The organism is Chitinophaga sp. S165 (genome assembly GCF_003182155.1).
Classification (GTDB): Bacteria; Bacteroidota; Bacteroidia; order Chitinophagales; family Chitinophagaceae; genus Chitinophaga.
Genome location: NZ_QGTG01000005.1, coordinates 332,866 through 348,411, shown reverse-complemented (window position 1 = coordinate 348,411; position 15,546 = coordinate 332,866). Strand labels below are relative to the sequence as shown.

Annotated in this window: 10 protein-coding genes; 6 read left to right on the top strand and 4 right to left on the bottom strand. The window is 45.6% G+C overall.

The window, feature by feature from the left end; translation table 11 throughout:
- The first annotated feature begins 5 nt into the window (after positions 1–5).
- Together C7475_RS20750 and C7475_RS20745 are read left to right on the top strand one after the other, a co-directional pair.
- Entirely contained in the window at positions 6–4,109 is a 4,104-nt protein-coding gene (locus C7475_RS20750; RefSeq protein WP_110055302.1) for a DUF6531 domain-containing protein, read from the top strand.
- Positions 4,110–4,119: 10 nt separating this feature from the next.
- The gene (locus tag C7475_RS20745; protein ID WP_110055301.1) at positions 4,120–5,247 is read left to right on the top strand and encodes a hypothetical protein; all 1,128 of its coding nucleotides are present in this window, start codon (positions 4,120–4,122) and stop codon (positions 5,245–5,247) included.
- A 125-nt stretch (positions 5,248–5,372) separates the two neighbouring features.
- Here C7475_RS20745 and C7475_RS20740 read toward each other — a convergent pair whose 3' ends face one another.
- A complete protein-coding gene (locus C7475_RS20740; RefSeq protein ID WP_110055300.1) occupies positions 5,373–6,230 on the bottom strand; it encodes a DUF1266 domain-containing protein in 858 nt (285 codons plus the stop codon).
- A gap of 316 nt (positions 6,231–6,546) precedes the next feature.
- Here C7475_RS20740 and C7475_RS20735 point away from each other — a divergent pair, with 316 nt between their 5' ends.
- Positions 6,547–7,185: a redoxin domain-containing protein gene (locus C7475_RS20735; protein ID WP_110055299.1), complete on the top strand. Its 639-nt coding sequence runs from the start codon at positions 6,547–6,549 to the stop codon at positions 7,183–7,185.
- Positions 7,186–7,264: 79 nt separating this feature from the next.
- The gene (locus C7475_RS20730) at positions 7,265–7,558 is read left to right on the top strand and encodes a hypothetical protein (protein ID WP_110055298.1); all 294 of its coding nucleotides are present in this window, start codon (positions 7,265–7,267) and stop codon (positions 7,556–7,558) included.
- Here the strand turns inward: C7475_RS20730 and C7475_RS20725 are convergent.
- The 3 genes from C7475_RS20725 to dnaK form a co-directional block, all read right to left on the bottom strand.
- Complete coding sequence (locus C7475_RS20725; protein WP_110055297.1) at positions 7,524–8,783, bottom strand: PmoA family protein; 1,260 nt, start codon at positions 8,781–8,783, stop codon at positions 7,524–7,526. The genes C7475_RS20730 and C7475_RS20725 overlap by 35 nt on opposite strands.
- 30 nt (positions 8,784–8,813) lie before the next feature.
- Positions 8,814–9,824 (bottom strand): dipeptide epimerase, encoded by a 1,011-nt coding sequence (locus C7475_RS20720; protein WP_110055296.1) that lies wholly within the window; start codon positions 9,822–9,824, stop codon positions 8,814–8,816.
- Between the two features lie 79 nt (positions 9,825–9,903).
- Entirely contained in the window at positions 9,904–11,808 is a 1,905-nt protein-coding gene (gene dnaK, locus C7475_RS20715; RefSeq protein ID WP_110055295.1) for a molecular chaperone DnaK, read from the bottom strand.
- Between the two features lie 259 nt (positions 11,809–12,067).
- Between dnaK and C7475_RS20710 the strand changes: the two genes are divergently transcribed.
- The gene (locus C7475_RS20710) at positions 12,068–13,414 is read left to right on the top strand and encodes an OmpA family protein (RefSeq protein ID WP_110055424.1); all 1,347 of its coding nucleotides are present in this window, start codon (positions 12,068–12,070) and stop codon (positions 13,412–13,414) included.
- A 140-nt stretch (positions 13,415–13,554) separates the two neighbouring features.
- Positions 13,555–15,483 carry an arginine--tRNA ligase gene (locus C7475_RS20705; RefSeq protein WP_110055294.1) on the top strand — a complete coding sequence of 643 codons (1,929 nt, stop codon included), beginning with the start codon at positions 13,555–13,557 and terminating at the stop codon, positions 15,481–15,483.
- Positions 15,484–15,546 lie beyond the last annotated feature (63 nt).

Sequence of the window (15,546 nt, the reverse complement as noted above, 5' to 3'; positions counted from 1 at the left end):
TGCTTATGCTTGTCAGCAATAAACATTTTATTCCTGTTATAGGGCTTGACATACACATTGTTATCCTGCTGGGCTTTCCTATTCCCCTGCCCCACCCTTATATCGGCTTTGTACTGGACCCTATGGACTATATTCCATTCATGGGCGCAAGCACAAAGGTCAATCACGTACCAAGAGGAGTAAGTGATACAAGTGGTATCATCATCATACTGTTTCACTTTCCTATGGGCGGACCCTGGCTACTGGCACCTATGATAGGCCATGATTCGGTTAACTTCTTTGGTAGTAAGACAGTGAAAGCGGAAGGCAGATTGTTAAGTCCTACAGGCCATATGCTGATGACCTGTAACGATATTGGCATTCCGCTCTCCCTTCAACCCGGTAAGAAACTGAAGCCTATTCCCAGCATGTATCTGCCCACTTCATTCTCCATTCCGCTTTCATTTGGAAAACCAGTAATGGTAGGCGGCCCTTATGTTCCTGACTGGGCAGGCGTGCTGTTAAACCTTGTGATGTCTTTCGGATTTGGCGCCTTGATGAAAGGACTTGGTAAACTTGGCAGAAAAGGACTGACCAAATTCAACCACGCACTGAAAGGGAAATTAGGCAGTAACAAACTGAGTAAAGCATTGTGTAAAAGAGGATTTGAACCTGTAGACCTTGTGCAGGGCATTGTGATATATGATGGGATGGATTTCGAATTGCCAGGTCCCATCCCGGTTAAATGGATAAGGTCATGGAACAGTGACAGTCCTTTCACCGGTGTACTGGGACATGGTACGCATCTTTGCTATGACATGCGCATTGAAGAATTCATCAACGACGGCGCTGTTGTAGTATTACTTGGAGATGGCCGCAGTGCCGTGTTTGACGCATTGCCTGCCACCGGCGATAGTGATTACAACCGGCATGAAAAGATGACGCTGACACGTACCGATATTGATGAATACCGTTTATATAACCAGGACGACGGACTGTATTACACCTTCCGTAAAACATATACCGCAGCAAAGCAGTATCAGCTTTCCACCATTCATGACAAAGCGCAGTTCATGATCAGCTTCCATTATAATAATCGCGGAGCGATCGTCCGTATTATTGACAGTGTGGGAAGGCACCTGCATATAAGCAGTGACACTGCCGGAAGAATTACCGGCGTAACTGCACGTCATCGCGGACAAGAACGCCTGCTGATCAGCTATGCTTATAATGAAGCCGGCGATCTTACCGGCATCACTGATGCTTTAGAACAGACCACTGAAATGACCTACCGCGATCATCTGATGATAAAAAAGACAGATCGTAATGGACAGTCCTTCTACTGGGAGTATGACAAACAACGTCGTTGTATACATACCTGGGGAGATGGCGGACTACTGGAAGGGCATATTGCTTATTATCCGAAAGAAGGATACAATCTTGTCATCAATTCATTAGGACAAACTACTACTTACTATTATACACCCGATTTTGCAGTATACCAGATCAAAGATGCATTGGGATATTCTACATTCACAGAGTACACTCCTGAATTTGAAATATACAGAAGCATCGATGAGGAAGGGAACATGACAGGTTATGTGTATGATGAAATGGGCAATTGTACTGCAGTTGTTCATCCGGATGGCAGTCAACTGACTTACAGCTACGATGAGGAAGGCAAGTTGCTGGTTGCTGCCGATGCACAAGGTAACAGTACTTCTTATGTTTACTATGACAACGGATTATTACATAGCCGCAGTGACGCAAATGGCAGTCTGCAACTATTCACCTATAATGCACAGCATCTGTTGAGCAGTATTGCAGAGCATCAGGCAGGAACGACTACTTTCACTTATGATGAAGACTATAATCTGTCAGCACTTACATTGCCCGATGGCGGAAAGGCCACTTGGGAATATGATAACTGGGGACAATGTCTGAGCGCAACCAACCCACAGCAACAGGAACAACTTTTCCGTTACGATAAACTGGGAAGAGTAACAGAAGTACATGTACCGGATGGCAATATTGTACAACTACAGTATAATGCCTATCTCGATGTGATACGTGCAAAAGATAAACACAATGATGTAAGATTCCAGTATACGCCACTCGGCAAGCTAAAGCAGCGCGAGGAGAACGGCGCAAAAATTCATTTTATATACAATACAGAGGAACAGCTGAATACCGTTGTTGATGAACATGGCAGCAGTTTCCAGTTCACCCGTAATGCACGTGGAGAGATCATAGAAGATAAGAGCTTCGATGGAATTATACGACGTTATACGCTGGACGCTACAGGAAATCTATTAACTGTAAACCGCCCCGGCGGCAGACAAACAACGTTAGAGTATGATAGTAATCACAGGATCACACGGGCTGAATATAGTGACGGTAGTTGGGAAACCTTCAGTTATGACCGTAATGGCCTGCTGATAGAAGCAGTAAATGAATTCAACACTATCAGTTATACAAGAGACTATCTTGGCCGCGTTGTGGAAGAACGGCAGAACGGACATACGGTAACTGTCAGCTATAACAAGAAAGGTCATAAGGAAAATATTAAAAGCTCACTTGGAGCATTGATAGCCCTCACGCATGACAAAATGGGCGTATTGACCGGCATAAACGCCAGTCATGAAGGAACAAAAAATGCCTGGACGACGCAGATCATGTGCAATCACCTGGGACAGGAAGTAGAACGCCATCTTCCCGGAAGTATTACAAGCAGCTGGACATACGACAATACAGCGTTGCCCTCAACGCACACCGTACGCCATGGTGATGAGGTTACCCGCAGTTTATATTACCGCTGGGACCCGCACAACAGGTTACGCCAGATTGTGAACGCATTGGATAAAGGCGCCACTAAATTCGGGCATGATGAATTTGGAAATCTTTCCCGGGCGCAGTATGGGGATGGACAATATGATCTCAGGTTACCGGATAAACTAGGCAATCTGTTCCGGAGTGAAGAACAGAAAGACCGTAAGTACAATGCCGGCGGACAATTAAAAGCCTCCGCACAGGCAAGGTTTGAATATGATGAAGAAGGCAATCTTATCAGAAAAGTAACCAATGATCTGAAAACATGGCAATATGAATGGTATGGCAATGGCATGCTTAAAAAAGTGATACGTCCTGATAATAGCACTGTCACTTTTGAATATGATGCGTTAGGCAGAAGGACCGCCAAACTATTTAAACAACAGATCACCCGTTGGGTGTGGCATGAACATGTACCTTTACATGAATGGACTTATGAAGCCGGGCAACGGCCGGTAGCTGAAGTAGATGAAATGGGCAATGTAATACAGCCACCTGAACCGATACCTCCAACTTCGCTGGTCACCTGGGTATTTGAAGGAGCGGTTCCGTCTGCAAAGATCATCGGAGATAAAACATATTCTATCATAACCGATTACCTGGGTACACCTTGTCAGGCATACGATACAGATGGAACACTGGTATGGGCTTGTGAACTGGACATCTATGGTAAGCCCCGTAAAACGAAAGGCGATCTGTCTTTCATACCTTTCCGGTATCAGGGGCAATATCAGGATATAGAAACTGATCTCTATTATAACCGGTTCAGGTATTATTTACCTGATGAAGGTATTTATATCAGCCAGGACCCGATACGGCTTGCCGGAAAAAATGCTACTTTCTACAGTTATGTAAAAGACACCAACTGCCAGATAGATATCCTCGGCCTGAACCTGATAGAGTCTGTGCTGACGCTGAAAGGTCAGGCGCCCGAAAAATTGCCGAATGTAAGGGCGAGCACTGGTGCAAGAGAGGTAGAGGGACGTTTGGAGGATGCGGAACAAAAGTTGTTACGTAAACTGGAACAGCGGTTTGAGAAACAAATGGACCAACTGCATGGCGCTACGCTGGATATTGAATCGAAACCGATATTTATGAAAGCAAAGAACGGTAAAACAATCTATGTACCGGGAATAGCGCCATGTGATTTTTGTAATCCTGCTATGCATAACTTTGCAGTAGATAACAAAATGACGATCAATTACACGCATACTAACAAGGCTGGGCAGACATTTACCGTAAAGTATCCGCTGGCCGGTTTTGAAAAACAAAACATCAAGTCGCCTTTTCCTTGTCCTTAATAAACCAATTATGCATCCAAACACAAAACAACTTATTCAACAGATACAATGGAATGATTTTCCCGGAGGATATGGCAGCTCAACAGAAGAAGTGCCACCAATACTGGAATCGCTTTGTGATATGGAAGAAGAGGACGAGGTGCTTTCACTCTTGTATGGCGAGTTGCTCAGTAATCTGAGACAGGGCTATATTGTCTTTGACATTTTAAATCCGGTCATACAGGTCTTTGACAGCTTATGCAAAGAGAGCTTTTCACATCCTGCGGCTCTGCTGGATTTTCTGGCTTACGTGTACACACTTGATATCAGGTCGGCAGTACCGTTATTAACGATGCCGGTACGTTATAGCTTTGGACGAAAAGAAGAAGAACCCGATCCGGGATTTGCTTCCTTTAAGACCTTCTTCAAACAACATTTTTATAAGACTACTGACGAAACGCTGATCACGAGTGATGTATATTATACAGCGGTGTTATTTCCGGCGGCGGAAGAGATCAGCAGGACCTTCAACATTATTATCAGCAACAGCAATAACAGGATTGTAGTCAAAACTGCCATCATTAGTGCAGCACTGATCAATTACCTGACAGAACAAAAGCAACAGCTTCCGGAAGAAATAATACAGTTATTCAATGCCGATGAAACACTGACGGCATTTATCGCCTTATTCAACGGTATCAGCGGCTTCCCTGTGGAGCAGGAACAGCTGCAGGAGTTGCTGGATATGGAAGAAGATGTGGAAGCACAATGGGCACAGGCGTTTATTATAATAGTAGCAACAGATGCATTAGTGATAGGCAGTCTTTCGGACGATAAACGATTCAGGGCTGTACTGGATGGTATACTTCCCTTACTGGAAGAACAGAAAGCGATATTTGACCAGGAAGATCAGGAAATGGATTTCCCGCTGTATCCTTACATGGCGGAAGATCTTACAAGTATCGTGTTCAGAAATTTCCTGAACAGAGGTAAAGTACTTGAAGTATCAGAACTGAGCGATATACAGCGTTATTGCCTGGAAAAATTACGTGCGCTGAAGATACATACACATGCGATGTTACATGCAGGAATATTGCCGGAAGGTATAACACCAGATAATCAACCGACCCTTCTGCCGATATATAATTACTCTATCTGATCAGGGAGGGAGAGGTACTACGCGGCATAGCATCTACGGAAAGAAAAATAAATGGCAAGCGATACATATACAAAAGCGCCCGTCTCAGTGAATGGAGACGGGCGCTTGCATTTAGCATAATATCATTACTTTATCGGCATATAGGTATAGAGACTATACTTCCCTTCCAGCATACCCGCTACTTCTTTTTTGAAACGATCTATATCAGTGACGCCGCCACCCCAGAACTCACGGCCTAAGAGAAAGTCATTGAAGTAAGCATGCCAGTCGCTGTATTCAGATTGTACCACCTGTGGTGCTTTCTTCAACCAGAAATTTGCTTGTCCCCTATTAAAATACCCTGCCTGGTACGCAATACAGATGTTATTGATGTAACGAGCGATATCCCAGGCCCTGATACCTGCCTTACTGAATTCGTTGTAATGGTCCTTTATAAACCTTATACCCTGAAGATCGGTGTCAAGCAGATCATATTTTTTAGGATCAATGGATGTGAGCACTGCCTCCACTCCACCGGTTTGCTCAAGCACTTTACGATATTTGGTGTACTGTGCCTGATGTCCTTCTTCCAGCAACCAATTCAATGATTTCTCCAGTTCTGCAACATTATGGATATCCCAGTATTCGGCCAGGGTTGCCTTTGCTTCCTTCTCACCATCTTTTTCTTCCGGTTTAAAAGGAAAGATGAAATACCGGCTGTATGCTGACTGCATAGATTTAGAAAAATCGTCAGAACCAGGTTCTCCTTTTACTGCTGGTTGAATCAGGGTATTGAAGGTCTGTTCAGGGCCGCCGTAACCATGTACAAAATACACGCCTGCCAGCATGAACGGATATAATTCATCATTCCTGATCACTGGTGCATCGTGCGCTGTAGCTACCTGCACCTGCTTATCCTGCTTATTGTTATTACTGTTACATCCTGCTATACTGATCGCCAGCAGGCAGATGGCTGCGATGATATTTGACTGAGTTCCTTTCATGTAGCATTATTTTGTTGAATATAGAGGCGTCAAATATAAAACTTTTCAAATTCTTTCAAATAGTACATATGATTATCAATCACTTAATAAATACCCTACAAAACTTATAGGGTATTACGGAATTATCCCTATATTTGTGTCGTTAATAAAGGCAATCACACAAAATACAAGTTCACATGCCTCAATTTAAGTATAGAAAGATAGTCTGTTGTTGTAGCTGATGTCGTACTGCCGATAACATTTACCGGCAACCGTTTCATAAAAATCATTACAACCATTTTAATCACTGTTTACCAACCATCGTTAAATTAATTTTATGTCCAGCAACTTCAACAGATATGCCGATCTTCTTCCTGAATACGAACTTGAATTTGTGAAAAGATCTAACAAAGACAGGAAACCAATTAGTCCTTTACATGCAGGCGATACACTACCTGCTTTCTATATAAACAAGAAAAATATTATTTCCACCTCAGATATCCTGAAATCTGTACAAGGGCCTCAGCCTATCACACAGCTGATAGACCGTCCACTGGTACTGGCTTTCCACTCCATTCACTGGAATGGTTACGGTAACAGGCTGCTGGAAGAGCTAAATGACATTTACGCGGATATCCGTGTAATGGGCGGACAGCTGCTGCTGGTGACCACCGACGAAAAAGAACATTTCGAGCACGCTACATCCGGGCTGCAGTTACCATTTGCAAGCATCTGGGACCAGCAGAACCAGATCGCAACGAAAGCTGGTATTTACTCCTCTACTGATCCTATCTGGGACAGGATATCAGGTGTGAACGAAGATGTACCGGTACCTGCCATTTATGTACTGACGCCTTCTCTGAAGATCGCTTACAGCTCAGTAGACCTGTGGCTTGAAAAATCACTGGAGAAGAGGGACCTGCTGTCAGCAGTATATCAGGCAAGTCACCAGGGATCACATGGAATAGCTATATAGAACTACATATCAGAAAACGGCGAAGCCCTGTACGCTTACTGTGTACAGGGCTTTGTCGTTTTATTTGTATATTGTTCTTATGCAAACTACCCCTGAACGACCCACTCCCGAAGAAAAAGAACCTGCCTCGTGGACAACGGTGATCTGGATGTCAGTTGTTGCGCTGACCGGTTTTGGTTTCGCTGTTTACCGTTTCCTTCAATTCTCACAGGCAGCTGGCCAGTTAAATACAGTTCGCCTGACGCGTATAGAGCTCTATATTTACCGCGCTACCGGTGAATGGGGAGTAATATTCGTTTTTATAATTATGGGCGTTTTCGGGCTTTATAATGCCATTATTAACGTCCGGCAACTACGTTCGGGTAAACGGTGACCATCGGAGGATATACAAAAGCGCCCCAGGCCTCTTCTGCTTCCTGTGCAGTCAGGTCGTTGTTAAATACCATGACCCTGTAATACATCCTGTAAGTCTTTCCATAGGTCATTTCCATAGGCCTCATTTTGGTCGGGCTGAAGTTCATCATGATCTCTCCTCTTTCTGAATTTTCAGGCCATACACGTACCGGCTGCGGATAGTCAAAGTCGTACGGATGGTTCATTATAAGGATACCTGCCTGACCTTTAGCCGTACGGCCGGTGATCTTGATCCAACGGGCGCGTGTACTATCAGCGTCTTTACGGGTCTTGCCTTCAGAGGTCAGTACCTGGCTGGTCGTGGTGGTCCATTCTGCGTTAGTACGCAGACCGAATCCTCCGCCATACCGGTATTGCAATAATGTGATGCCGGCAGTATCTGCACAACTCTGGGATGTAAAGAAGTCCCATACGGAGCGGGTATTATCGGTACCGCTGTTAAATGCCTTTACTTCCCAGGTTTCATTAAGAGCGACAGTTTCTTTATCGCCTGAGAATGCGACATGATCTTGTAATGCCTCAAAGCCGCATAGTACCGGTCCGTTTGTATGGCTGATGAAACCATTGAAACGAACGGTGCCTTCCTTTTTCTGAAGGTTCCAGAAATCAGTTTCTTTTCCTTTGAAGGAAGTGTGCGTCCAGGGGTTCCAGATACCTACATGATGCCAGTGCCCTTCCGGATGGATATTGGTGATCACCTGGCCATCGGGCGCCCACAGGGGATGAATAAAACCACTGCGGCGGTAAACCTTGTCAATACCGGCCGGTGGTTCAACGATGCTGTAATTGTATTGTAACAGTTTGCGGGCACCGTCACGAAGCACCAGGGTACCGGCGGAGTCCTTTACCTGCATACCGGCCATAGAACGGACAGGGGCAGCTTTTACCAGCTCGTATGTACGGGTGGTATCAGGTGCTGTTATGCCATCCAGTATCCAGTAGAGGTATTTGTTCTGATAGTTCTGAAAGGGAACCTGTCTGCGCAGGTTACCTGTTGTTTCAAACAACTGGAGAGAATCTCCTCCGGCCATCAGGTTATAAGACACGGGCGTGTGCACGGGCGTATTGACCCGTTTGTATTTTCCGGAATTTACGGTAAAACGGGCCATTACCTGGGCTTGCGCCGCTCCGGCAACTGTTATCAGCAGGAACAGTATGGCATACCGCAATAGGTTGTTTTTCATAACGGGTTATTCATTAGAGGGTGATAGATACTATCTTAATAAGGCCCCGGTACCAGGCCTGTCGGCATAGATGATACGTCCGTCCACGATCTTCACTCCGTCGGAGGTATCTTCAGCCAATAGCAACGGGCCGTCCATATCAACATAATCCAGATAAGGCAACAGATGGGCCACTGCGGAAGTGCCTACTGTACTTTCGTTCATGCTGCCGGTCATAACCTGCATGCCCAGGCGTTTTGCATGATCGATCATTCTGCGTGCGGGTGTAATACCTCCGCATTTAGTCAGTTTGATATTGATGCCATGAAAAAGCCCTTTACAGTTTGCCACGTCTGCCTCGGTGATACAGCTTTCATCGGCAATAATTGGCAAGGCGGATTGCTCATATACTTTCCTCATGCCTTCTACATCAGCAGCAGGCATAGGTTGTTCGATGAACTCCACTCCCAGCGATTTAAATGCTGCCGCATTGCGTAAGGTTTCTTCCACTCCCCAGGCACAGTTGGCGTCTACACGGAAGATGGCATCAGTATGCCTGCGTAGCTCTTCTATGATAGCGATATCATGCTGGGTGCCCAGTTTGATCTTGTAGATCGGCCAGGGAAATTCTTTCAGTTTGCTGACCATATTCTCTACGGTATCAATACCGATGGTATAATCGGTCATGGGGTTATGGGAGATGTCGAGTCCCCATACCTCATATAATTTCTTATTCAGCTTTTTGGCGTAGAGATCGTGGGCTGCCAGATCGATGGCGCAGAGTGCAAAGAGATTGTCTTTGAACAATGGATATAGCAAGTCCCAGAAGGCTTCAGGAGTTGTTAAGGTGTGCCCTTCTATCAGCTCACGATGCGCATTGATAGCTTCCATCAGGCGGGGCACCGTCATATTGTAATACGAGTTGTCTGCTGTTTCCCCCAATCCGCTTATACCATCCTGTTTGAGCTCTACCACCAGCAGAGGTTGAACATCTTTGGATTTACGTGAGATGGTAAATGTATGTCTGAACTTTAATTCGAATGGGTGTAGTGTCAATTGCATAACACAAAATATAAAAAAGAGACAAAAAAAGGCTGACCTTTTCAGGCCAGCCCTTTTATACTATATCCCTAAGCTATTACTATTTCACTTCTTCAAATTCAGCATCAGTTACGCCTTCGTTGCCGGCAGCGCTTCCCTGTGGCTGACCTTCACCCGGAGCACCACCGTTAGCCTGTGCTTCCTGTGTTGCTTTGTACAGTTCTTCGGAAGCGGCGGTCCATGCGTTGTTCATTTCTGTAACAGCTGCATCTACCTGGGCGATATCGCCACCCTTGTGCGCTTCTTTCAGTTTGTTCAGGGCAGTTTCAATTGTACCTTTCTTATCAGCAGGGATCTTATCACCGTATTCTTTCAGCTGTTTTTCAGTCTGGAAGATCAGGCTATCGGCCTGGTTCAGTTTTTCGATCTTTTCGCGTTGTTCCTTATCTGAAGATTCGTTGGCTTTTGCTTCGGCTTTCATCTTTTCGATTTCTTCCTTGCTCAGACCACTACCTGCTTCGATGCGGATATTCTGTGTTTTACCGGTGCCTTTATCTTTTGCAGTTACGTGCAGGATACCGTTGGCATCGATATCGAAGATCACTTCTACCTGAGGTACACCGCGTGGTGCTGGTGGAATACCGTCCAGGATAAAGCGGCCCAGTGTACGGTTCTGGCTTGCTAAAGGACGTTCACCCTGCAATACGTGGATCTCAACGCTTGGCTGGTTATCAGCAGCGGTAGAGAAGGTTTCAGATTTCTTGCTTGGAATGGTTGTGTTGGATTCGATCAGTTTAGTGAACACACCGCCCATGGTTTCGATACCCAGAGAAAGCGGGGTAACGTCCAGTAACAGTACATCTTTTACTTCACCGGTCAGTACACCACCCTGGATAGCAGCACCAATTGCTACTACTTCATCCGGGTTCACACTTCTGTTTGGTTTCTTACCGAAGAATCTTTCCACTACTTCCTGGATTTTCGGGATACGGGTAGAACCACCTACCAGTATTACTTCGTCGATCTCGGAAGTGCTCATGCCTGCATCTTTCAGTGCTTTACGGCAAGGTTCCAGTGTTCTTTCCACCAGTGCATCTGCCAGTTGCTCGAATTTAGCACGGCTCAGTTTCTTTACCAGGTGTTTAGGCACGCCGTCAACCGCAGTGATATAAGGCAGGTTGATCTCTGTTTCCTGAGAGGAAGACAGTTCTACCTTTGCTTTTTCAGCTGCTTCTTTCAGACGCTGCCATGCCATTGGATCTTTTTGCAGGTCAACCGCTTCATCTTTCTTGAATTCTTCGGCCAGCCAGTCCATGATCACCTTGTCAAAGTCGTCACCACCCAGGTGGGTATCACCGTTGGTAGATTTTACTTCGAATACGCCGTCACCCAGTTCCAGGATGGAGATATCGAATGTACCACCACCGAGGTCAAATACTGCGATCTTGCTATCAGCATGTTTTTTATCCAGTCCATAAGCCAGTGCAGCAGCAGTAGGCTCGTTTATAATACGGCGTACAGCCAGACCTGCGATCTCACCTGCTTCTTTAGTAGCCTGACGTTGAGCGTCATTAAAGTATGCAGGTACAGTGATCACTGCTTCAGTTACTTCCTGACCCAGGTAATCTTCTGCTGTTTTCTTCATTTTCTGCAATATCATAGCAGAGATCTCCTGTGGAGTGTACAATCTGCCATCGATATCGATACGGGTAGTGTTGTTTTCACCACGCGCTACTTTATAGCTCCAATGCGGTATTTCATTGGACAGTTCGTCATAATGGCGTCCCATGAAACGCTTTACTGACATAATAGTGTTCACAGGGTTAGTGATAGCCTGGCGTTTTGCCGGGTCACCTACCTTTCTTTCACCATTCTTTAAGAAACCCACAACGGAGGGCGTAGTTCTGCGTCCTTCATCATTGGCAATTACTACCGGTTCGTTACCTTCCATAACAGCAACGCATGAGTTGGTAGTTCCTAAGTCAATACCTATTATCTTTCCCATAGTTTTTATATTCTCGCTTGTAGTTGTAGATAGATTTTTTGTCTCCGAGGTAGCAAATGTCAATGATTATGCCAGACGAACGGGCATGCAAATATGTCAGTTCCCGGTGTCAGTTTACCGACAGTTTATGTTTATGGCAGGTTTATAATGAACAATTTAGATACAAAAGGGTTCTTTAAAGTAAGCACATGAAACCGACATGTGATATGCTAGTGATATAACCGAAATTCAGTCACCTACCAACCCCTCAATAATGATTATGAAAAACACCTCAATCTTCCGGGCAGCGTGTATGCTGGCTCTTTTCGTACCTTTATGCAGTATAGCCCAGACCACTGTGAATGGTCCCATTTTTACGGATGGCCCTGGTTACAGACGATGGTCAGTGGGCGTTAACGGAGGCCTGCTGGCCCCGGTAGCCCCTACCGGCGGCAGCAATGACTTTACTAAATGGAAAGCCAAAGCCGGCTATGGAGCCTACGTAAAATACCAGCTCCTGCATTCCCTGGGTATCCGGGCGGATTTTGTCGGTGGCAAGCTGGCAGGCAATAATGACAACAAACTGGGGAATGAAAAAGATCCCAACAGGAAGATCAACTCCTTCGAAACCAAGCTAAAGTGGACTGCCAGCCTGAATGCAGTCGTTAATGTGGCCACTATTAACTGGATGTATAAAAAGAACGCCATACAGATATATGTGTCTGCCGGTGGCGGATTGGCTAATTATTCCCCAAAAATAAGCAACCAGATGGAAGGCAACCTTATAGAATATAAAAGGGGCGGCAGCATCACCGAGTTCTATGTTCCGGTAGGAGCTGGATTGAAATTCAAGCTGTCCGAAGCCGTGAACCTCGACCTGGGTTATACCATGCATTATGTGGATGGGGATAACCTGGACGGAAATGATCTGGGCCTGAACAGGGACAAATATTCCTATGGTTATGCCGGACTGGAGTTCCCGCTGGGATCACGGAGTAAACCGCAGCTCTCCTGGCAGAACCCTGCGAAGGTCATGTATGATGAACTAAGCGCGCAAAAAGCCAATCTACAGCGCGAACTGGAAACCAGCCGGGCCGAGAATGTCCGCCTCACAGCAGATGTGAACAAGCTGCTGGCAGATGCTGACGGAGATGGCGTATCAGATTATTTTGACAAATGCCCTGGCAGCACCTCCGGCTCCAAAGTAGATGGCAGTGGCTGCGATCTGCCAAAAGTGGAAACTCCTCCTCCACCTCCTCCTACTGTAATTATCACGGAAGAAGACCGCAGGATCGTCAGGAATGCTATTGAGAACCTGGAGTTCCAGACAGGTAAATCCAGCATTAAACCTGCTTCCTATGCAGCTCTAGACCGTTTGGCAGAGATGCTGAAGACCAAAGGCTTCAGCCTGAAACTTGGCGGCCATACGGATAATGTAGGTAATGCGACAAAAAATATGGCCTTATCTAAAGACCGTGCAGAATCAGTGAAACAGTACCTCGTAAACCGGGGCACGAATCCATCTAAAATTGAAGCTGTAGGTTATGGTCAGGACCAACCGATCGCCAGTAACAAAACGGCGGCGGGAAGACAAAAGAACAGAAGAGTAGAATTTACTATCTACTAATATATAGCTACCACAAAGCTTTCGAAGGACTGGCAGTTGTACTGCCGGTCCTTTTTCTTATTATATTATTGCGCCAGCGAACTCCCCCGGCGGATTTTTTATACCTTTGACGTTACTTTTGGCATTAACCGTTTATCAGCATGAGTGTTGTACAATCCATCAGATCCGCTGCTGCTGCAGCGATCAAGGCGCTTTACGAACAGACAATTCCTGCAAAGGACATTGCGATCAATACTACCAAACCTGAATTTGAAGGTGAATACACCATCCTGGTATTCCCTTTCACTAAATTCAGCCGCTTAAAACCGGAAGAAACTGCTGATCAACTGGGTAAATACCTCGTCGAACATAATCCCGACCTCGTGTCTGCCTACAATGTGATCAAAGGCTTCCTGAACCTGCAGATCACAGAGCAGTACTGGGCAAAGTACCTGCAGCAACAATTCAACAACCGTAATATTGGCAAAAAGCCCTCCAACGGCAAAAAAGTAATGGTGGAATACTCTTCCCCCAATACTAATAAGCCTTTGCACCTGGGCCACCTGCGTAATAACTTCCTGGGTTATTCCATTGCCGAGATCCTGAAAGCTAATGGTTACGAAGTGATCAAGGCTAACCTGGTGAACGACAGGGGTATCCACATCTGCAAATCCATGCTGGCATGGCAACTGTTTGCTCATGGCGATACGCCGGAATCGACCGGGATCAAGGGCGACCACCTGGTAGGCGATTACTACGTGAAGTTTGAGACCATCCTCAAAGAACAGACAGAACCTATTATAGCACGTGCACTGGAAAATGACTTTAAAGATTTCCAGGGTGCAGACCTCGAACGTATAGAGAAGCTGGTTACAGCGTTCCATAAGCCTGAAATAAAGGCTGATGCAGACAAGCTGGCCAAACTCAATGATGACATCAAAGAACTGTCCCGTAAGCAGACAGAGATCATGCAGCAGGCACAGATCATGTTACAGCAATGGGAAGCAGGCAATCATGAAGTGAGAAGTCTCTGGGCAACCATGAACGGCTGGGTGTACAAAGGATTCAGTGAAACTTACGAACGCCTGGGCATCGACTTTGACAAGATGTACTACGAAAGCGAGACTTATCTGCTGGGTAAAGACCTGGTAGAAGATGGACTGGCTAAAGGCGTACTGTTCAAGAAACCGGATAACTCTATCTGGATAGACCTGACTGCCGACGGACTGGATGAAAAGTTATTATTACGTGGCGATGGCACCTCTGTGTATATGACGCAGGACATGGGTACCGCCCGTCTTAAATATGACGACTATCAGATGGACCAGAGCATCTATGTGGTAGCGGATGAACAAAACTATCACTTTAAGGTGCTGCAACTGATCCTGAAGAAATTACAGGAGCCTAGTGCAGATGGTGTTTTCCATCTCTCTTATGGTATGGTGGAATTACCACACGGCCGTATGAAAAGCCGTGAAGGTACCGTTGTGGATGCTGATGACCTGATTGATGAGACCATCGCAGCAGCGGCAGAACAAACCAATAACTCAGGCAAACTGAAGGACCTGGACGATGATGCCCTGCAACAACTTTATAAGATGCTCGGCATCGGCGCTATGAAGTTCTTCCTGCTGCGTGTTGATCCGAAAAAGAGAATGGTATTCGATCCTAAAGAGTCTATTGACCTTCACGGATTTACCAGTGTATTCGTTCAGTATGCGCATGCCCGTATTAAATCTATTCTGCGTGAAGTAACTCCTGATACTGATAAACTGGAAGGTTACTGTCATAAGGGCAGCTTACTGCCGCTGGAGAAGGAACTGATCCTGCTGAACGAACAGTATGAAACCATCCTGGAGGAAGCTGAAAAAGAGATGAGCCCTTCTGTGATCGCTAACTATGTATTCCAGCTTGCACAGCAGTTTAACTCATTCTATGCAGAGAAGGTAGAAGGTAAATACACCTATTCTGTGCAATCGGCAGAAACGCCTGAGAAGCAAAAGCTGCGTACCCAGATCGTTATGCTCACAGCAAGGACGATCCAGAAAGGTATGAAGCTGCTGGGTATTGATGTACCGGAAAGAATGTAATATCATGCTATAGTATAAAAGGAAAAAGCTCCTGCGATGGGAGCTTTTTCCTTTTATACCTTT